Origin of the sequence: Streptomyces luomodiensis (genome assembly GCF_031679605.1) — a bacterium.
In the GTDB taxonomy this organism is placed as follows: domain Bacteria; phylum Actinomycetota; class Actinomycetes; order Streptomycetales; family Streptomycetaceae; genus Streptomyces; species Streptomyces luomodiensis.
Genome location: NZ_CP117522.1, coordinates 8,722,563 through 8,744,170 on the forward strand (window position 1 = coordinate 8,722,563; position 21,608 = coordinate 8,744,170).

A 21,608-nucleotide genomic window follows, 5' to 3' on the forward strand; every position below is an offset into this window, starting at 1 on the left:
GCCCGGTCGCGGCCGGCGCCGCCACGCGCCGGCCGCGCCGCCTCAGCGCCCCGTCAGGAGGCCACGCCGTCCATGCGTTCGCGCAGGCTGCGCGGCCGCATGTCGGTCCACACCTCGTCGACGTACGCGGAGCACTCGTCCTTGGTGCCCTCCTTGCCGACGGGGTGCCAGCCCTCGGGCACGTCGAGGTCGGCGGGCCACAGCGAGTACTGGTCCTCGTCGTTGCGCAGCACCTGGTAGCGGGCGTTGTCGTCCATGGTCGGTCGGTTCCTCTCCTAGGAGTGATCTCGGATGTCGGGTCGAGCAGAGGGCCGGGCAGCGGATGGGGCGGACCTGACGGTCAGTCGGCGGCCACGGGCTGCCGCCCGGTCTCATGGCCCCGGGCCAGGGTGCGCAGGCTCGGGCTGACGGTGGCCAGGACGGCCGCGGTGGCCATCCCGGCCGAGCAGAGCAGGATCGCCCGGCCGCCCGGCAGGAGCTGGGCGAGCGACCCGCCCAGCGCGGGACCCGCCGCGCCCGCGGCCCCGCAGGCCAGGACGAGGGTGCTGGTGAGCCTGCCGCGCAGCTCGTCCGGGGTGCGCAGCAGCTGGTCCGTCATGATGGCGGTGTTCGCCGCCGGCGGGAACATCGCCATCAGGGCGAACAGCACCCCGATCGGATAGCCGCTGTCCACCAGCACGGTGACCGGGGCGAGCACGGCCAGGGCCCAGAACACCGCGACGATGGCGCCGTAGGGGCCCAGCCGCCGGTGGGTCACGGGCGCCGTCAGCGCGCCGAGCACCCCGCCCACCCCGAGCATCGCCGCCATCACACCGACCTCCCCGGAGGGCACCCCCCTGGACTCGGCGACCACGATGACGACGAGGTAGAAGGCGCTGAAGAACAGGTTGAGCACCACCGCGCACAGCACCGTGACCCGGATCCGGGGCTCCCGCCACACCCAGCGCAGCCCGGCCAGCGCCTCACCGACGAGCGGGCCCGCCCCGCCGGCGGGCCGCTCGCGCCGGGGCAGCCGGACGAAGAGCAGCGCGACGAAGGAGAGCGTGTGCGTCACGGTGTCCACCAGGAAGGGCACGAACCGTCCCACGGCGAAGAGGAATCCGCCGGTGGCGGTGCCCGCCAGCTGGCCCATCGAGGCGCGGGCGGTGTTCATCGCCACCGCCGTGGGCAGCTGCTCGTCCGCCACCAGGGCCGGCAGCGACGCGCTCTCCGCCGGTTCGAAGAGCGCCGCGCTCGCCCCGAACACGGCCGCCACGACCACCATGTGCCAGACCGCGGCGGCGCCGGACCACACGGCGACCACCAGGCTGAGGGCGGCGGCCGCCTGGGCGGCCTCACAGCCCAGCATGATCGCCTTGCGGTCGTAGCGGTCCACCAGGACACCCGCCGGGAGCCCCGTCACCAGCTGTGCGGCGGCGACGGTGCCCATGACCAGACCGGAGGCGGCGCCCGAGCCGGTGAGCGCGAGGACCAGCAGCGGAAACGCGATCGCCGTCGCGTGGAAGCCGAACTCCGACAGCGCCTGACCGCCCCACAGCAGCCGGTAGCCCCGGTTGCGCGACAGCGGGACCGGTTCGGACACCGGCGCGGCCGCGGTCATACGGCACCCCGGCAGTCGTCGGCGATCGCGCGCAGCGCCGCCGCGAAGTCGCCGGCCACCGCCTCCACGGTCGCCCTGTCGTGCACATCGGGGCGGTAGTGCCAGGTGAAACCGAGCCGGCCGTCCTGCACCGCGCCCACCACCTCCAGCAGGTGGGAACCGCCCTCGCGCGGGTCGTGGTCCTGGCCGAACGACCCGTGCTCGGCGTGCACCAGACCACCCTGGGCCCGTGCCGACCGGGCGTCCCACTGGCCCAGGTAGTTGAAGACGATCTGCGGCCCGGCGCCGTCGCGGGACAGCCGCTCGCGCAGCTCGGGCGGGCCGAAGGCGCGCAGCGCCCCGAAGCCGAAGCCGTTGCCGGGGACGGTCCGCAGCCGCCGCCGGACCGACTTGACCAGACCGCGCCAGTCGGCCGGCCCGCCGTCGGGCAGGTCCGGCAGCTCGAAGGAGACCGGATACATCGTGGTGAACCAGCCCACCGTACGGGAGAGGTCGACACCCTCCAGGACGTCCTCCTCGCGCCCGTGCCCCTCCAGCTCCACGAAGACCCGGTTCCGGCCCGTCCAGCGGGACAGCGCCGGCGCGAGGGCGGCGAGCAGCACATCGTTGATCCGGGTGCGGTAGGCGGTGGGCGCCGCGCGCAGCAGCGCCTCGGTGTCCCGCTGGCCGAGCGCGACCGCCACCGTACGGGTGGCTGCCCCCGGCGCGGCCACCTGGTGGTCGACCGGCAGCGGCGGGGCGTCGAGGGCCGCGCACCAGTGGTCGGCCTCATGGTCCAGGGCGCCGCCCGCGACATGGTCCGCCAGCCGCCGCGCCCAGTTGAGGAACGCGGTGGTCCTGGGGCCCAGGTCCACCGGTTCGCCCCGCACGCCCTGCTGATAGGCCAGGTCCAGATCGTCCAGCAGGATCCGCCAGGACACCCCGTCGATGACCAGGTGGTGCGCGGTCAGGAAGAGGAACGGCCGCCGCGCCCCGCCGAAGCGGAACAGCGCGGCCTTCAGCAGCGGCCCGCGGCCGAGGTCGAAGCCCGCGTGGAGCGCGTCGGCCACCCGCTCCATCGCCGCGTCCGCCTCCCGCGCCGGCAGACCGGACAGGTCGTGGCGGTCCAGGACGGCGGTGTCCGCCCCCGGCTCGGGGACGTGACCGCGCCACTCGCCGCCGTCCTCGGTGAACCGGGTGCGCAGCGCGTCATGGTGGACCAGGAGCGCGGCCAGCGCCCCTTCCAGCGCCTCCTCGTCCGGTTCCCGGTGCAGCTCCAGCAGGGTGGACTGGTTGAAGTGGTGCGGATTGACGGTGTGGGTGGCGAAGAACCAGCGCTGGATCGGGGTCAGCGGCAGCGCCCCGGTCACCGGCTCCGCACCGCCCTCGTCCCGCTCGGCGGTGGCCACGGTGGCCAGCGCGGCCACCGACTGATGGGTGAACAGGTCCTTGGTGGTCAGCCGGAGCCCGGCCTGGCGGGCGCGGGAGACCACCTGGATGCTGAGGATGGAGTCCCCGCCGAGGTCGAAGAAGTTGTCCTCCACGCCCACCCGTTCCAGGCCGAGCACATCCGCCCAGACGGCCGCGATCCGGCGCTCCATCGGGGTGCGCGGGGCGACATGGCCCGCTCCGGAGGAGGCCGGCGCCGGGTCCGGGTCGGGCAGGGCCCGGCGGTCGACCTTGCCATGGGCCGTCAGCGGCAGGGAGTCCAGGGTGGCGAACGCCGAGGGCACCATGTGGGACGGGAGGGTCCGCCGCAGATGGTCGCGGAGCGCGGCGGCGGTCGGCGCGCCGCCCGGCGCCGGGACGACATAGCCCACCAGCCGCTTCCCGCCCAGGGGCTGCTCCGACGTCGCGGCGGTCCGCCGTACGGCGACCACCGCTTCCCGCACGTCCGGGGCGCGCCGCAGCGCGCTCTCCACCTCGCCGAGTTCGATCCGGAAGCCCCGCACCTTGACCTGGTCGTCGGCCCGGCCCAGGAACCTCAACTCACCGTCGCCGGTCCACCGCACCACATCGCCGGTGCGGTACATCCGGCCGCCCGCGGGGCCGAACGGATCGGCCACGAACCGCGCCGCGGTCAGCCCCGGACGGCCCAGATAGCCCCGCGCCAGACCCGCGCCCGCCACATACAGCTCCCCGGCCACGCCCACCGGCACCGGGCGCAGCGCCTCGTCCAGCACATAGACCCGGGTGTTGGGGATCGGCCGGCCGATCGGCGGCGCCCCCGACCCGGCGGTCAGCGGCTCGGACCAGGTGCTCACCACCGTGGCCTCGGTCGGGCCGTAGGAGTTGACCAGCCGCCGGCCCGGGGCCCAGCGGTCCACCAGCTCGGCGGAGCAGGTGTCGCCGCCGACGATCAGGGTCCGCAGATCCGGCAGCTTTGGGCACGCCGCCTCGTCCAGGGTGGCCAGCGCCGCCGGGGGGATCAGCGCATGGGTGATCCGCTGCCCGCCGAGCACCTCGGCCAGCCGCTCGCCCAGCAGCGGGCCCTCGTCACCGATCACCAGCGCCGCGCCGGCGGGCAGCGAGACGCACAGCTCCAGCACGGCGGCGTCGAAGCTCGGGGAGGAGAACTGGAGCACCCGGTCCCCGGCCCGCACGCCGTAGTGCGCGGCCGCGGCGGCCGCGAAGCTCGCCAGCCCCGCATGGGTGACCACGACCGCCTTGGGCACTCCGGTGGACCCGGAGGTGTAGATGACGTACGCCGGGTGGTCCGGCGTCAGGCCACGGCCGGGCGGCGGCCCGGCCGGGCCGTCCTCGACCCAGACCGAGGCCGTGTCGTCGAGCACCACCGAGGGCGCGGCGTCCTGGAGCATGAACGCCACCCGCTCCTTCGGATAGCCGGGGTCGACCGGCAGGAACGCGCCGCCCGCCTTCACCACGGCCAGCTGCGCCACCAGCATCTCCACCGAACGCGGCAGCACCAGTGCCACCAGCCGCTCCGGGCCCACACCCCGGCCGATCAGCCGGTGCGCCAGCCGGTTCGCGGCCGTCTCCAGCTCGGCGAAGGTCAGATCGCCCTTCCCGTACCGCACGGCCGTGGCGTCCGGGGAGAGCGCCACCTGCCGCTCGAACAGCTCGCGCAGCGTGGCCGGCGCCACCTCCCGCCGGGTGTCGTTCCACTCGACCAGGGTGCGCCGCAGCTCGGCCGGGGTGGCCAGCGGCAGCGCGCCCACCGGCCGCCGCGGATCCACGGCGATCCCGGCGAGCAGCGCGCCGAGGGCGGTGCCCATCCGCGCCACGGTCGGGGCGTCGAACAGATCGGTGCTGTAGCCGATCAGCCCGCGCAGCACGCCCCCCTCGCCCTCGGCGAACTCGAAGGTGAGGTCGAAGCTGGCGGTGTCGGTCTCCAGCTCCACGTCCGTCAGCTCCAGACCGGGCAGGTCCAGCGCCCGGCCCGGGGCGTTCTGGAGCACCACCATCGCCTGGAACAGCGGTGTCCGGCTGGCGTCGCGGGCCGGCCGCACCTCGTCCACCACCCGCTCGAACGGCACCGCCTGATGGGCGAAGGCGTCCAGGACGGTGCCGCGCACCTCGGCCAGGAAGTCGTCGAAACGGGCGCGCGGATCGACCGTGGAGCGCAGCACCAGGGTGTTGACGAAGAACCCGATCAGCCGCTCGACCTCGGCGCGCTCCCGCCCCGAGGTGACGGTGCCCACGGCGATGTCGCGCCCGCCCGACAGCCGGGCCAGCAGGATCTGGGCCGCCGCCACCAGCGTCATGAACAAGGTGGTGCCCCGGGCCTGCCCGAACTCCCGCAAGAGCCGGACCACCTCGGCGGGGACGGTGAACTCCACGGTCGCGCCGTATCGCGTCCGCACCGCGGGCCGGGGCCGGTCGGTGGGCAGCTCCAGCGGTGGTACATCTGCCAACTGGCGTTTCCAGTAAGCCAGTTGCTCTTCGGCGCGGAGGGCGGTGAGCTCGGCGCGCTGCCAGTGGGCGAAGTCCGCGTAATGCACCGGCAGCGGTGGCAGCGCCGCCGGCTCGCCGCTCAGCGCCGCCCGGTACAGCTCCCGCAGATCGCCGAGGAGCACACCGGTGGACCAGCCGTCGGTGATGATGTGGTGCAGCGTCAGGCTCAGGACGTGTTCCCGGGCGCCCAGCCGGATCAGCCCGGTCCGCAGCAGCGGGCCGCGCCGCAGGTCGAACGGGCGGGCCCGGTCGTACGCCAGCAGCGCCAGCAGCTCCGCCTCCCGCTCGGGGGCGGACAGATGGGACAGGTCCAGCGGGTCGAGCCGGATCTCCCCCGGCTCGTGCACGATCTGCACCCCGCGGCCGTCCACCGTGTCGAAGGTGGTCCGCAGCGACTCGTGCCGGGCCACCAGCGCGGTCAGCGCCGCGCCGAGCGCCGCCACGTCGAGGGTGCCGCGCATCCGCAGCGCGAGCGGGGTGATGTACTCGGCGCTGTCCGGTGCGTAGGAGTCCAGGAACCACAGCCGTTGCTGGGGGTACGACAGCGGCAGCTCGGCGTCCCGGTCCACCGGTGTGATCGGGGCGGGCCGGTCCGCGCCCCGGCCGTCCGCGCCGGCGAGCGCCTCGGCCAGGGCGGCGACCGTGGGATGGGTGAACACCAGCCGGGGCGACAGCTCCACCCCGAAGACCTCCCGCAGCCGCGAGGTGAGCCGGATGGACAGGATCGAGTCGCCGCCGAGTTCGAAGAAGTCGTCCCCGGCGCCGACGCGCGCCACCTGGAGCACCTCGGCCCAGACCGCCGCCACCGTCCGCTCGGCCCCCTCGCGCGGCTCGCGGTAGGGCGCGCGGCGCGATCCGAGAGCCGCCGGGTCCGGTGCGGGCAGCGCCGCGCGGTCCAGCTTCCCGGTGGGGCCGAGCGGCAGCGCGTCCAGCGGGACGACGGCGGACGGCACCATGTAGTCCGGCAGCCGGGCCGCGGCGTACGCGCGCAGCCGCGCACCGTCCACCGTGGCCCCGGCACCGGCCACCGCGTAGGCCACCAGCCGCTTCCCGCCGGGCCGGTCCTCCCGGGCCACCACCGCGACATCCGCCACGTCCGGATGCCCGGCCAGCACCCCCTCCACCTCGCCGGGTTCGATCCGGAAGCCACGGATCTTGACCTGGTCGTCGGCGCGGCCGAGGAATTCCACCGTGCCGTCCGGCCGCCGGCGCGCCAGGTCGCCGGTGCGGTACATCCGCTCCCCGGCGGGCCCGTACGGATCGGCGAGGAAGGCGGCGGCGGTCGGGCCGGGGCGGCCGAGATAGCCACGCGCCACCCCCTCACCGGCGATGAACAGCTCCCCGACCACCCCCGGGGGAACCATCCGCAGCCGCGCGTCCAGGACGTGGACCCGCATGTTGTCCAGCGGCCGGCCGATCGGCACCACCTCGGGCACCGTATCGGCGCGGGACATCGGATACGACGTGGCGAAGGTCGTGGTCTCGGTCGGTCCGTACCCGTCCACCACGGTCAGCCCGGGGCAGTGCGCCAGCACCCGGCGCACCGCCGCCGCCGGCACCACATCGCCGCCCGTCCACACCTCGCGCAGCCCCGCGAAGCAGTCCGGCGCGTCCTGCGCCAGCAGCCGGAACAGCCCGGCGGTCAGCCACAGCCCGGTCACCCCCTGCTCGGCCACCAGCCGGCGCACCGCCGTGGCGTCCAGCTCGCCGGGTGCCACCACCACCCGGCCGCCGTTCAGCAGCGGCACCCACATCTCGTAGGTGGCGGCGTCGAACGCCACCGGCGAGTGCATCGCCACCCGTTCGTGCCCGCCGCCGGTGAAGGCGCGGTCGAGGGCGAGCGCCGCCACATCGCGCTGGCGCACCCCCACGGCCTTCGGCACCCCGGTCGACCCGGAGGTGAACATCACATACGCCAGCTGGTCCCGGTGCACCGGCACCGCGGGCGCCGCCGGCCCGCCCTGCCGCGCGGCGGCCACCTCCTCGCGCGTCAGCACGACCGCGGCGCCCGCCTGGTCCAGCAGCGCCCGCCGCCGGTCGCGCGGGGCGCGGGCGTCCACCGGTACGTACACCCCGCCGGCCCTGACCACCGCCAGCTGGGCCACGACCAGTTCCACCGACCGGTCCATCAGCAGCGCCACCCGGTCCTCCGGCCGCACCCCGGCGCGCACCAGGTGCCCGGCCAGCCGGCCCGACCAGTCGTCGAGTTCGGCGTAGCCGAGCGAGGTGGCGCCGTCGGTGACGGCGACGGCGTCCGGGGCGCGCCGGACCCGCTCGGCGAACAGCTCGGCCGGCGAACCCTGCGGCAGCGGCCGGGCGGTGGCGTTCCACTCGGCCGCCGCCCGCAGCCGCTCCGCCTCCGTCAGCAGCGGCAGCTCGTCCAGACACCGCCCGGCGCCGTCCGCGATCCCGGTCAGCAGCGTCCGGAGATGGGCCGCCGCCCGCTCCACCGTGGCCGCGTCGAACAGCGCCGGATCGTAGGCGATGTCGAAGCCCAGCCGGTCGCCGAGATAGGCGCGCAGACACAGCGGGAAGCTGGTGGAGTCCTCGGCCCGCACCTCGCGGACGACGATCCCGGCACCGGCCGCCGACGCCTCGTCGAACGGGTAGTTCTCGAACACCACCAAGCTCTCGAAGAGCGCCTCACCGGCCGGGAGCGGGCTTAAGCCCTGGATGCGGGGGAGCGCGACGAAGTCGAAGCGGCGCGCCTCGCTCTGCTGCTCCTGGAGCTCCCGCAGCCACTCCACGACCTCACGGCCGCCGTCCGCCACGGTCCGGGTGGGGACCGTGTTGATGAACATGCCGACCATCGTCTCCACGCCCGGCAGCCCGTCCGGACGGCCCGAGACGGTGGTGCCGAACACCACGTCGCGCTCACCGCCGTACCGCGCCAGCAGCAGCGCCCACGCCCCCTGCACCACTGTGTTGACCGTCAGCCCGCCGCCGCGCGCCGTCCGACGCAGCCGGTCGGATACCGCCTCGGTCAGCTCCAGCCGGGTCAGCGCGGTGGAGGTGGTGCGGTGCGCCTCCCGGGGCGGCCGGTCGTACGGCAGCGGCGTGCGGGCCCCGAACCCCGCCAGCACCCCGGCCCAGTGCCGCTCCGCCCGCTCCTGGTCCCGCCCCCGCAGCCAGCCGAGGAAGTCCCGGAAGGGCCGGCGCGCGGGCGGCCGGGGCGTCAGCCCGGCGACCAGGGCCGCATAGGTCTCGCACACCTCGGCGAAGACCTGCCCGGTGCTCCAGCCGTCGAGCATCAGATGGTGCGCGGTCCACACCAGCATGACCTCGTCCTCGGGGAGCCGGGCCACCGCGATCCGGCTCAGCGGGGCCGAGGTGAGCTCCATCCCGGCGGCCCGGTCCGCGTCCAGCAGCCGGCGCAGCGCCTCCTCCCGCGCGGGCGGTGTCAGTTCCCGCCAGTCCAGCCGGGCGGTGGGCAGGGCGGCCCGCCGGTGGACGACCTGGACGGGCTCGGCGAGCCCCTCCCAGCGGACGGAGCTGCGCAGGCCCGGCGTACGGTCCACCACCCGCTGCCAGGCGGCCGCGAAGGCGTCCGGGTCGGCGATCCCGCCGATCCGGATCGCGATCTGGTCGAGGTAGGCGCCACCGGTGTCCACCAGACCGTGGAAGAGCATGCCGGCCTGGAGCGGGGTCAGCGGGTAGATGTCCTCCACCGCGCCGCCGTCCCCGGCGATCAGATCCACCTGGCGCTGGTCGAGCCGGGCGAGCGGGAAGTCGGAGGGGGTGCGCCCGCCGGCGCCGGGCTCCGCGCAGTGCGCGACGATCTCCCGCAGCGCGGCCAGAGTGTCCTCCGCGAGCCGGCGCACGGTCGCCTCGTCGTACATCCGGGCCGGATAGCTCCAGCCCAGTTCCAGCCGGCCGTCCTGGACCGCGCCGGTGACCTCCAGCAGGCAGGGGCGGGTCTCCTCGGGCGGGGCGTCCTGGCCGGTCACCGGGAGGGCGGCGCGGTACAGGCCCGGGACCGCACCGGCGTCGTCCCCGGCCACGTCCCACTGGCCGTGGTAGTTGAAGACGACCTGCGGTGACGGGCCGTCGGCAAGCTCCCCGGCCGGGGAACCCTCGGGGGCCAGGTGGCGCAGCGCTCCGTGGCCGATCCCGTGGTGCGGGACGGCCCGCAGCTGCTCCTTGACGGACCGCAGGGTCTCGCGCCACCCCGCCTCGGCGTCGACGGTCAGCGCCAGGGGGTACTCGGCGGTGAACCAGCCGACGGTGCGGGACAGGTCCAGGTCCTCGAAGAGATCCTCGCGGCCGTGTCCCTCGACCCCGATCAGCGCGGTGTTCCCGCCGGTCCAGCGCACCAGGGTCCGGCCGAGCGCGCCGAGCAGCACGTCGTCGATCCGCGTCCGGTAGACCCCGGGGACCGCGCGCAGCAGCGCCTCGGTCTCGGCGCGGCCGAGGACCGTGGTGACCGTGGCCGCCGTGCCATGGGTGTTGGGGCCCTCGCGGTCGACGGGGAGCGCGGCGGGCGCGGCGCGCGCGACGTCCCGCCAGTACGCCAGGTCGCCGTCGAACCCGCCGGAGCGCACATGGTCCGCCAGCCGGGCGGCCCACCGGGTGAAGGCGGTGCTCGCCGGGGGCAGGGCGGGAGCGCCACCGGCGGCGGCGCTCCGGTAGGCGGTCTGCAGATCGCCGAGGAGGACGCGCCAGGACACGCCGTCCACCACCAGGTGGTGTGCGGTGATCAGCAATTCGGGCGGCCGCTTGGGCCCGAAGGTGAACAGCAGCACCCGCAGCACGGCCCCCTCGCCGATGTCCAGCCCGGTCTGCGCGCCGACCGTGGCCTCGGCCACGGCGGCGGCGCGTGCCGCCTCCGCCAGCCCGGACAGCTCGTACCGCTCCAGGACGCCGGCGGGGGCGGCGGGCAGGACCTCCTGGTACCACCGCCCGTCGACGGCCAGGAAGCGGGTGCGCAGCGCCGCGTGCTGCGCCACCAGGGCGTCCACCGCCTGCCGCAGGGCGGCCTCGTCGAGGTCGCCGGTGAGCTGGAGCCGGTGGCTCATGGTGAAGTGGTGCCGGTCGCCGGGGCGCCGTCCGTCGAGGTACCAGTGCTGGATCGGGGTCAGCGGCGCCGGGCCGGCCACGGCCCCGGACGGGGCCGGGTGGGGCTGGTGGCGGGCGCCCACGCGCACCGCGAGTTCCGCGACGGTCTGGTGGCGGAAGACGTCCTTGGAGGTGAGCGCGAGCCCGGCCGCGCGGGCCCGGGAGACGATCTGGATGCTGAGGATCGAATCCCCGCCCAGGGCGAAGAAGTTGTCCTCCACGCCCACCTGGGGGACACCCAGCACCTCGGCCCACACCCGCGCGAGCACCGTCTCGGCCTCGGTGCGCGGCGCCACGTACGGCGAGCCCCGTTCCGGCCGGTCACCGGGTGCGGGCAGGGCCCGCCGGTCGACCTTGCCGCTGTCGGTGCGGGGCATCCGCTCCAGCGTCACGAAGGCGGCCGGAACCATGTAGTCGGGCAGGGTGCGCTTGAGATGGGCGCGCAGCTGGACCGGGTCCGGGGCGGCGGCGGTCACCAGGTAGGCCACCAGCCGCCGGTGGCCGGTGTCCTCGCGGGCCACCACCACCGCGTCCTCGATCGCCGGATGGTCCAGCAGCGCGGCCTCGATCTCCCCGGGCTCGATCCGGAACCCGCGGATCTTCAGCTGTTCGTCGGCGCGGCCGAGGAACTCCAGCGTCCCGCCCGCCGCCCAGCGCGCCCGGTCGCCGGTGCGGTACATCCGGCTGCCGGGAGGGCCGTACGGATCGGCGACGAAGTGCGCCGCGGTGAGCCCTGGGCGGCGCAGATAGCCACGGGCCACCTGGGCCCCGGCCAGATGGAGTTCACCGGGGACGCCGGGCGGCACCGGCCGCAGCGCGCCGTCCAGGACGTACGCCCGCAGATTGCGGCCGGGCCGCCCGATGAGCGGGCGGTCGCCCAGGTCGGCCAGCGCGCCGTACACCGCGTCCACGGTGCACTCGGTGGGCCCGTAGAAGTTGTACGCCGCCACATCCGGCACCGCGCGCAGCCGACGCCACAGCGCCGGCCCGATGGCCTCCCCGCCCACCATGACGATCCGCGGCCGGTGGCGGCCTTCGGCGAACAGCCCGGCCACCGTCAGCTCGTGCAGATACGACGGGGTGAGATCGAGGAAGTCCAGGCCACGGGCGTCGATCAGCGCCACCAGGGCGGGCGGGTCCAGCCGTACCGCGTCGTCGACCAGATGCACCTCCTGGCCCGAGGCTAAGAACACCGCGCCCTCCCAGGAGGTGTCGAAGGAGAACGCGGCGGTCAGCGCGGCGCGCAGCGGACGGCCCGCCTCGGCCTGGTGCGGTGCGATGAGCCCGGCCCGGTGGTCCAGGCACAGGTTGACCAGCTGGCGGTGTTCGACGGCGACGCCCTTGGGGCGGCCGGTGGACCCCGAGGTGTAGACGAGGTACGCGCAGTGCCCGGGGAGCAGCGGGGAGAGCCGGTCCGCATCGGTGGGATCGGTGTCCGGCAGCGCGTCCAGGGGCGTGTCCCGCAGGGCCTTCGGGGTGAGGACGACCTCCGGCGCCGCGTCCTGGAGCAGGAACCAGGCCCGGTCGGCGGGCAGCGCGGGGTCGAGGTACAGCTGCGCACCGCCCGCCTTGAGGACCGCGAGCTGGGCCACCATCAGCTCGGCGGTACGCGGCAGGCTGACCGCGACCACCTTCTCCGGGCCCACGCCGAGGGCGATCAGATGGTGGGCCAGCCGGTTGGCGCGGGCGTTCAGCCCCGCGTAGTCGTAGGCGGCGTCACCGGCCACCAGCGCCGTGGCGCCCGGGGTGCGGGCGGCCTGCTCCTCGAAGAGCCCGGGGAAGGTGGTGTCCGCCACCGTGAGCCCGGTGGCGTTCCACTCCGCCAGCACCGTCCGCCGCTCCTCGGCGGTCATCAGCGGCAGTTCGCCCACCCGGCGGCCGGGGTCCTCGGCCACCGCCTCCAGCAGCAGCCGCAGCCGGCGGACCATCCGCTCCACGGTCGCCGCGTCGAACAGATCGGTGTTGTACTCCACGAAGCCGGTCACGGCACCGAGGTGGGCCACGAAGTCGAAGCCCAGGTCGAAACCGGCGGTCCGGCCGGGGACCCGGACGGCCTCCACGGCCAGACCGGGCAGGTCGGGCACCTCGCCGCCCAGGTTGTGCAGCGCCACCATCACCTGGAAGAGCGGGGTGCGGCTGGTGTCCCGCTCCGGCTGGAGCGCGTCCACGACCCGCTCGAACGGCACGTCCTGGTGGGCGAAGGCGTCCAGCACGGTGCCCCGCACCCGGGCCAGCAGCTGCGCGAACGGCTCGTCGGCGGCCACCCGGGTCCGCAGCACCAGCGTGTTCACGAACATCCCGACCAGGTGCTCCAGTTCGGGGCGCTCCCGTCCGGAGGTCACGGTGCCCACCGCGATGTCCTCCTGCCCCGACCAGCGGGCCAGCAGCACCTGGCAGGTGGCGAGGAGCGTCATGAACAAGGTGGCGTCACCGCGCCGCCCGGTCGCGCGCAGCCGCTCCACCAGCCCGGCGGGCAGGGTGAACTCCAGCAGCGCCCCATTTTTGGTTTGCACGGCCGGCCTCGGGCGGTCGGTCGGCAGCTCCAGCGGCGCCAGCTCCGCCAGCCGCGCCCGCCAGTGCTCCAGCTGCGGCTCCACCAGCGCCGCGCCGCCGCGCGGATCGCGCTGCCACGCCGCGAAGTCGGCGTAGCCCAGGGGCAGCGGGGGGAGCGCGGGCCGCCGGCCGGTGGCCGCCGCGCCGTACAGCTCGCTCAGATCGGTGCCGATGACGGCCGTGGACCAGCCGTCCGTGACGATGTGGTGCATCGTCAGGGTCAGCACGTGTTCCGCGTCGTCCAGCCGGATCAGGGACGCCCGCAGCAGCGGCCCGGTGCGCAGGTCGAACGGTGTGGCGCCGTCCCGCTCCAGCAGCCGGGCCAGCTCCCCCTCGCGCTCCGCCGGGGGCGCGGCGGTGAGGTCGTGCAGGGGCAGCGCCACCGGGTACGGGTCGTGCACCCGCTGCACCCCGTGGCCGTCCACCTCGGCGAAGGTGGTGCGCAGCGACTCGTGCCGGGCCACCAGACCGTCCAGGGCGGTGCGCAGGGCGGTGGTGTCGAGGCGGCCGCGCAGCCGCAGCGCGAAGGGTGTCACATACTCCGTGCCGCCGTCGTCGAAGGAGTCCAGGAACCACAGGCGCGCCTGCGCGAAGGACAGCGGCAGGTCCCCCTCCCGTGGCACGGCCGGGATGGGGTCCGAGGCCCCGCCGCCCGGTGCCGCGGTCAGCGCGGCGGCGAGGTCGGCGACGGTGGTGTGGGTGAACAGCGCCCGCGGGGAGACATCCGTGCCGAAGGCCGTCCGCAGCCGGGAGGCCACCCGGATGGCCAGGATGGAGTCGCCGCCCAGCGCGAAGAAGTCGTCCGTCGCCCCGGCCTCCTCGATCGGGAGGACCTCGGCCCACGCCCGCGCCACCGTCACCTCGGCCTCGGTGCGCGGGGCGATCCGCTCGGCGCTCGCCGCGAAGCCGTCCGGGCCGGGCGCGGGCAGCGCCGCCCGGTCCAGCTTGCCGTTGGCGGTCAGCGGCAGCGCGTCCAGCGGCACGAACGCCGCCGGGACCAGCTGCGCGGGCAGCGACCGCTTGAGGAACTCCCGCAGCGCGGCGGCGGACGGTGGCGCGGCCGGACCGGCGGCCACCACATAGGCCACCAGCCGCCGCACCCCGGGCTGGTCCTCCCGCGCGGTCACCACCGCGTCGCCGACCTCCGGATGGGCGGCCAGCGCGGCCTCGACCTCCCCGGGCTCGATCCGGAAACCGCGGATCTTCACCTGGTCGTCGGCGCGGCCCAGATACTCCAGCTGTCCGTCCGCGCTCCACCGGGCCCGGTCCCCGGTGCGGTACATCCGGCTCCCGGCGGGTCCGTACGGATCGGCCACGAAGCGGGCGGCGGTCAGCCCCGGGCGGCGCAGATAGCCGCGGGCGAGCCCCGCCCCCGCCACGTACAGTTCGCCGACCGCCCCCGGGGGCAGCGGCTGAAGACCCTCGTCCAGCACGTACACCCGCAGATCGGGGATGCCGGTGCCGATGGCGCTCCCGGTGGCCGCCGGTGCGGCCGCGGCGGCGCGGTCGAGCGGGGTGTAGGTGACATGCACGGTGGTCTCGGTGATCCCGTACATGTTGACCAGCACCGGCGCGGTGTCCGGATGCCGCGCGTACCACTCCGCCAGCCGCCGCACATCGAGCGCCTCACCGCCGAAGACGACCCGGCGCAGGGCGAGCCGCGCCCCGGGGTGCTCGGCGTCGGCGCGCATCAGCCCCTGGAAGGCGGACGGCGTCTGGCTGAGCACCGTCACCCGTTCGTCCGCCAGCAGCCGCCGGAACTCCTCCGGGGAGCGGGAGACCGCGTACGGGACGACCACCAGCCGGCCGCCGTGCAGCAGCGCCCCCCAGATCTCCCAGACGGAGAAGTCGAAGGCGTAACTGTGGAACAGCGTCCACACATCGCTCGTGTCGAAGGAGAACCACGCGCGGGTCCGGTCGAACAGCCGCACCACATTGGCGTGCGGGATCACCACCCCCTTGGGCACCCCCGTGGACCCGGAGGTGTAGATGGCGTAGGCGGGGCTGTCCGGCAGCGGCCCGGCACCGGCCGGGACGGCGGCGGGCCGGCCCGCCAGGTCGGCGATCAGCGCCGGGTCGTCCAGGCACAGCCGGGCCACGGCGGTGTGCCCGCCCCCGTCCCCGCCGAGCCGCGCCGCGAGGGCGGCGGTGGTCACCAGGGCGACCGGTTCGGCGTCGGCGAGCATCCGCGCGATCCGGCCGGACGGCTGGTCCGGGTCGAGGGGCAGATAGGCCGCGCCCGTCTTCAGCACCGCCACGATCGCCACGATCATCTCCGGCGAACGGGGCAGGGCCAGCGCCACATACCGCTCCCGCCCGGCGCCCTCGGCCAGCAGCCGGTGCGCCAGCCGGCCCGCCCGCGCGTCCAGTTCGGCGTACGACAGCGACTTACCGGCGCAGGTGACGGCGGTGGCGTCGGGGGTGCGCCCGGCCTGCTCCTCGAACAGGTCCACCAGGGTCCGCTCCGGCGCCCGCGGGGCCGTGCCGCCGGCCCACTCCTCCAGGGTGCGCCGGCGCTCCTCGGCGGTGGCCCACGGCAGCGCCCGCAGCGGCCGGCCGGGGTCGGCCGCGATCGCGGTGAGCAGCAGACACAGCCGGTCGGCGAGCGCCCGCGCGGTGCGGGCGTCGAACAGCCCCGGGTCATAGCCGAGGTCGAAGCCCAGCCGGTCGGAGAGATGGGCCCGCAGACTCAAGCCGAAGTTGGTCGCGTCGATGGACCGCACCTCGATGATCCGCAGACCCGCCTCGCGCGCCGAGGAGTCGTCAAAGGGGTAGTTCTCGAAGGCCACCATGGAATCGAAGAGCGGGGTTCCGGCCGGTACCTCGCTCCAGGCCGACACCTGTGCCAGCGAGACCGATTCGTGGCGCCGGGACGCGGACTGCGCCAGCTGGAGGTCCCGCAGCCAGTCACCGGTGTTCCGGTCGGCGTCCACCCGCACCCGGGTCGGCAGGGTGTTGATGAACATCCCCACCATCGACTCCACCCCGGCCAGTTCGGCCGGGCGGCCCGAGACCGTGGTGCCGAAGACCACGTCCCGCTCACCGCTGTACCGGGACAGCAGCAGCGCCCAGGCGCCCTGCACGACCGTGTTGACGGTCAGCCCGCCGCTCCGCGCGGTGCGGCGCAGCTCCTTTGACACCTCGGCGGTGAGCGCCACCGCCACCGTCGCGGAGGACCGGGACCGGTGGGACTCCACGGCCGCGCGGTCGCGGGGGAGCGGGGTCGGCGCGGTGAAGCCCGCGAGCACGGTCCGCCAGTGGCGCTCCGCCTCCTGTCCGTCCTGCCCGTCCAGCCAGTGCAGATAGTCGCGGAACGGCCGGCGGGCGGCGAGCGCCGGCCGACCGCCCCGGGCGGCCGCGGTGTACCGCTCGCACACCTCGGTGAACACCTGCGCCAGGCTCCAGCCGTCCAGGATTAGATGGTGCGAGGTCCAGACCAGCGCCACACGGGTGTCGGTCAGCCGGGCGACGGCCAGCCGCATCAGCGGCGGTGCGGCCAGATCGATGCCCCGGGCCAGATCCTCGGTCCGGAACCGCTCCAGCTCGGCCTCGCGCCGCTCCCCGGACAGCCCGCGCCAGTCCAGCCGGGTCACGGGCACCTCGGCCCGGCGGCGGACCACCAGCAGCGGCCGCTCGACGTCCTCCCAGACGACGCCGCCGCGGAGCACCGGTGTCCGGTCCACCGTCTCCTGCCAGGCCCGCGCGAACCCCTCCGGGTCGCCCACCCCTTCCAGGATCAGCGTGGCCTGGTCCAGGTAGACGTCCTCCCCGCCGCCGACCAGCCGGTGGAAGAGCATGCCCTCCTGAAGCGGCGTCAGCGGATGGACGTCCTCGGTCTCCCGCCCGTCGCCCACCAGCCGGTCGACGGTGGCCTGGTCCAGCCGGGCCAGGGGGAAGTCGGAAGGGGTCCGGCCGCCCGCGTCCGGTCCGTCGCAGTGCGCCACGATCTCCCGCAGCGCCGTGAGCATGCCGTCCGCGAGCCGCCGCACCGTGGCCGCCTCGTGCACCCGGTCGGAGAACAGCCAGGTCAGCTCCAGCTCACCGTCGGCCACCACGGCGGATACATCGAGCTGATGCGCCGAGGGCTGGTCGGCGGCCAGATCCCGCCCCAGCGCCTGGCCGGTGAGCGTGAACCCGCCGTCGCCCCCGCCCGAGTCCCACTGGCCGTGGTAGTTGAAGCAGATGCCCGGCAGCGGTGCGGCGGCGAGCGCCCGCGCGGGGGAGTCCGGGGCGCTCAGATACGCCAGCGCCTCATGGCTCAGCCCCCGGTGCGGCACGGCGCGCAGCTGCTCCTTGACCGACTTCAGCACCGCGCCCCAGCCGCCGCCGGGCACGGTCAGCGCCACCGGATACTGCGTGGTGAACCAGCCCACGGTCCGGGACAGGTCGACGGCCTCCGCCAGGTCCTCCCGGCCGTGGCCCTCCATGGCCACCAGCACCCGGTCCTCGCCCGTCCAGCCGGCGAGCACCCGCCCCAGCGCGCTGAGGAGCACATCGTTGATCTGCGTGCGGTAGACCCCGGGCACCCGGCGCAACAGCCCGTCGGTGGCCGCGCGGTCGAGCGTGACGCGCACGGTGCGGGTGGACCCGGCCGTGGCCGTGCCCGGCCGGTCCACCGGAAGGGCCGCGCCGCCCGTCCGCCACAGGTCCTCCCAGTACGCCAGATCGCCGTCCAGCCGGCCCTCCCGCACCTGGCCGGCCAGCCGGGTGGCCCAGGTGGTGAAGGGGGTGGGGACGGGCTCCAGCCGCACCGGCTCCCCGGCGGCGGCCTGCCGGTAGGCGCGCTCCAGATCGCCGAGCAGAATGCGCCACGAGACGCTGTCCACGGCCAGGTGGTGGGCGGTCAGGAACAGCCGCGGCCGGGCCCCCGCCCCGCGCCTGAGCAGCGCACCCCGCAGCAACACCCCGGCGGCCAGGTCGAGTTCGGCGCGGGCGGCCTCCGCCGCCGCCTCGGCCGCGGCTGCCTCCTCGGCGCCGCTGAGCTGGGACAGGTCGTGGCGGCGCAGCGGCGGCCCGCCCGCCGCGCCGTCCGCCAGCTGCCGCCACCCGCCGTCGTCGCCGCGCACGAACCGGGTGCGCAGGGCCGGGTGATGCGCGACCACGGCGCCCAGCGCGGTCCGAAGCGCGCCCTCGTCCAGGTCGCGGGGCAGATCGAGGACCATCGACATGGTGAAGTGGCGCAGCGGGCCATGGGTGGCGAAGAACCAGTGCTGGATCGGGGTGAGCGGCGCCGGACCCGCCACCTCCGCCCGCTCCCCGGCATCCGCCTCGGCGGCGCCGGGCGCGGTGCGCGGTGCCACGGCGGCGGCCAGCTCGGCGACGGTCTGGTGCAGGAAGACGTCCCGCGAGGTGAGCGCGTATCCGGCCTGGCGGGCGCGGGAGACGAGCTGGATGCTGAGGATCGAATCGCCGCCCAGCTCGAAGAAGTTGTCGCTCACCCCCACCGTCCCGGCGCCCAGCACCTCGGCCCAGATCCGCGCGAGCTCCCGCTCCGCCTCGGTGCGCGGAGCCACCTCCGCCCGCTCCGGCCGGTCCGCCTCCGGTCGCGGGGCGGGCAGCGCCCGGCGGTCCAGCTTGCCGCTGGGGCTGAGCGGCATGGCGTCGAGGGCGACGAACGCACCGGGGACCATATGGCCGGGCAGGGTGCGCCCGAGGGCCGTGCGCAGCTCACCGGAGGTGGGCGGGGCACCGGCCGGTGCGGGGACGTAGTAGGCGGCCAGCCGCGCGTGACCGCGGTCGTCGGTCACGGCGACCACGGCCGCCTCGGCGACGGACGGCAGATCCAGCAGCGCCGCCTCGATCTCGCCCGGTTCGATCCGGTGGCCCCGGATCTTCACCTGATCGTCGGCGCGCCCGAGGCAGTCCAGCTCCCCGGCGGCGGTCCAGCGCGCGATGTCCCCGGTGCGGTACATCCGGCTGCCGGCGGGCCCGTACGGATCGGCCACGAAGCGGGACGCGGTCAGTCCCGGACGGCCCCGGTACCCCCGGGCCACCTGCGCACCGGACAGATACAGCTCACCCGCCACCCCCACCGGCACCGGCTGCAGCCGGGCGTCGAGCACATGGGCGCGCAGATTGCCCAGCGGCCGGCCCACCACCGGGTGCCCGGCGCCGGATATCCGGGCCGCGAGCGCGTCGATGGTGCACTCGGTCGGGCCGTAGAAGTTGTACGCCGTGGTGCCGGGCGTGTCCGCCAGCTGCCGCCACAGCGAAGGACCGATGGCCTCGCCGCCCAGCATCAGCACCCGAGGGCGGTGCCGGGGGTGGTCCAGCAGCCCGGCGGGCAGCAGCTGCCGCAGATACGAGGGGGTGAGGTCGAGGAAGTCGATGCGGTGGGCCGCGACGTACGCCACGAGCGCGGCCGGATCGAGCCGGGTGGTCTCGTCGATGAGGTGCAGCTCATGGCCGTCGGCCAGCAGCAGCAGCCCCTCCAGCGAGGTGTCGAAGGAGAACGACGCGGTCAGCGCCGCGCGCAGCGGACCGCCGCCCGCCTCGGCCACGAACCCCCGGCCATGGCTGACCAGCAGATTGACCAGCGACCGGTGCTCCACGACCACCCCTTTGGGGCGGCCGGTCGAGCCGGAGGTGTACAGGACGTAGGCGGCGCTGCCGGGGTGCAGGGCGGCGGTCCGGTCCGCGTCCGTGGGATCGGCGGTCGGCAGGGTGTCCGGGACGGCGCGCAGCGCCGCCTCGTCGAGCACCAGCGCGGGCCGGGCGTCGGCGAGGAGGAACGCGACCCGCTCGGCGGGCAGTTCCGGATCGATGGGCAGATAGACCCCGCCCGCCTTGAGCACACCCAGGATCGCCACGATCATGCCGGCGGTCCGGGGCAGCTTCACCCCGACGACGCGCTCCGGTCCGACGCCCTGGGCGATCAGATGGTGCGCCAGCCGGTTGGCGGCCGCGTTGAGCCCGGCGGCGTCGTACACCTCGTCCCCGGCGACCAGCGCCGTCGCCCCCGGGACGCGGGCCGCCAGCGCCTCGAACGCCGCCGGGAACGTGGCCGGCGCCACCGCGAGGGCGGGGCCACGTCCCAGCGCCGCCATCCGCCGCCGCTCCCCGTCCGTGAGCAGGGGCAGCTCGCACACCGGCCGGTCCGGTTCGGCGGCCACCGCGTCGAGCAGTACCAGCAGATGTCCCGCCATCCGCTCGGCGGTCGCCGGGTCGAACAGGTCGGTGCTGTACTCCAGCAGCCCCCGCAGCTCCGCCCCGTCCGCCGCTTCTTCGATGAATTCGACGCTGAGGTCGAAGGTGGCGGACCGCCGGGGCACATCGACGCTCGCGGCGGTCAGTCCGGCCGGCCGGGGCGCGCTCCTGGGGGCGCTGTGCAGCAGCACCATCACGTCGAACAGCGGGTTGCGGCCCGCGTCCCGGCGCGCCCCCACCGCCTCCACCAACCGCTGGTACGGCGTCTCGTCGTGGGCGAAGGCGTCCAGCACCGTGGCCCCGGCGCCGGCCAGCAGCTCCCGGTAGGAGCGGGCGGTGTCCACCGCGGAGCGCAGCACCACCGTGTTGACGAAGAAGCCGACGGCCCGCTCCAGCTCGGTACGGCCACGGCCGGAGGTGACGGTGCCGATGGCGATGTCGTCCTGTCCCGACCAGCGGGCGAACAGCCCCTGGCAGGCCGCGACCAGCGCGGTGAACAGCGTGGTGTGCTCCTGCGCGGCGAGCGCGCGCAGCCGGGCCGCGGTGGCGCGGCCCACGGTGAACTCGTGCACCGCCCCCGCCGAGGTGCGCACCGGGGGGCGGGGCCGGTCGGTGGGCAGCTCCAGCGGGACGACGCCGTCCAGCCGCTCCTTCCAGTGGTCGAGCGCCCGGTCCGACGCGGCTGACGCGAGCCGCTCCCGCTGCCACACCGCGAAGTCCGGGTACTGCACCGGCACCGGTGGCAGCGGGTCCGCGCCCGGCTCCGCGCCGTACAGCGCGCACAGCTCGTCCTGGAGCACCCCCATCGACCAGCCGTCGGTGACGATGTGATGGGCCGTGACCAGCAGGACGTGCTCCTCCTCGGCGAGGCGGACCAGCAGCGCCCGCAGCGGTGGCCCGGTCCGCAGGGGGAAGGGCCGGGCGTACTCGGCCGACAGCAGCTCGTCCAGCGCCCCGGGCCCGTGCTCCGGGCCGGTGAGGTCCGCCACCGGCAGCGGGACGGGCCCGGCCGGGTGGACCACCTGCACGGGCCGGCCGTCGGTGTCGTCGAACGTGGTCCGCAGCGCCTCATGGCGCGCCACCAGGGCATCCAGCGCCCGGGAGAGCGCCACCGGGTCCAGGGCGCCGGTAAGCCGCAGCGCCAGCGCGCTGTTGTACCCCGCATCCCGCGGCTGGAGGGTGTGCAGGAACCACAGGCGCGCCTGGGCGTAGGACAGCGGCAGCGGGCGTGTGCGGTCCGCGCGGGGGATGGCTTCGGCTCGGCCGGCCTTGCCCGCGAGGCGGCGGCGCAGGGCCTCCCGCAGCTCCTCGGGCAGCGCGGCGGCGCGGTCCTTCCTCGAAGACGTCATGTCGTCCTTCC

The 21,608-nt window shown here is 75.5% G+C and carries 3 protein-coding genes; all 3 read right to left on the reverse strand.

Annotated features, from left to right (window positions below):
• Positions 1-53: 53 nt before the first annotated feature.
• Positions 54-257: an MbtH family protein gene (locus PS467_RS36770; RefSeq protein WP_268975990.1), complete on the reverse strand. Its 204-nt coding sequence runs from the start codon at positions 255-257 to the stop codon at positions 54-56.
• A gap of 83 nt (positions 258-340) precedes the next feature.
• Entirely contained in the window at positions 341-1,600 is a 1,260-nt protein-coding gene (locus PS467_RS36775; RefSeq protein ID WP_311038871.1) for an MFS transporter, read from the reverse strand.
• Complete coding sequence (locus PS467_RS36780; protein WP_311038872.1) at positions 1,597-21,597, reverse strand: non-ribosomal peptide synthase/polyketide synthase; 20,001 nt, start codon at positions 21,595-21,597, stop codon at positions 1,597-1,599. The genes PS467_RS36775 and PS467_RS36780 overlap by 4 nt, the downstream gene beginning before the upstream one ends.
• Between the last annotated feature and the right edge of the window lie 11 nt (positions 21,598-21,608).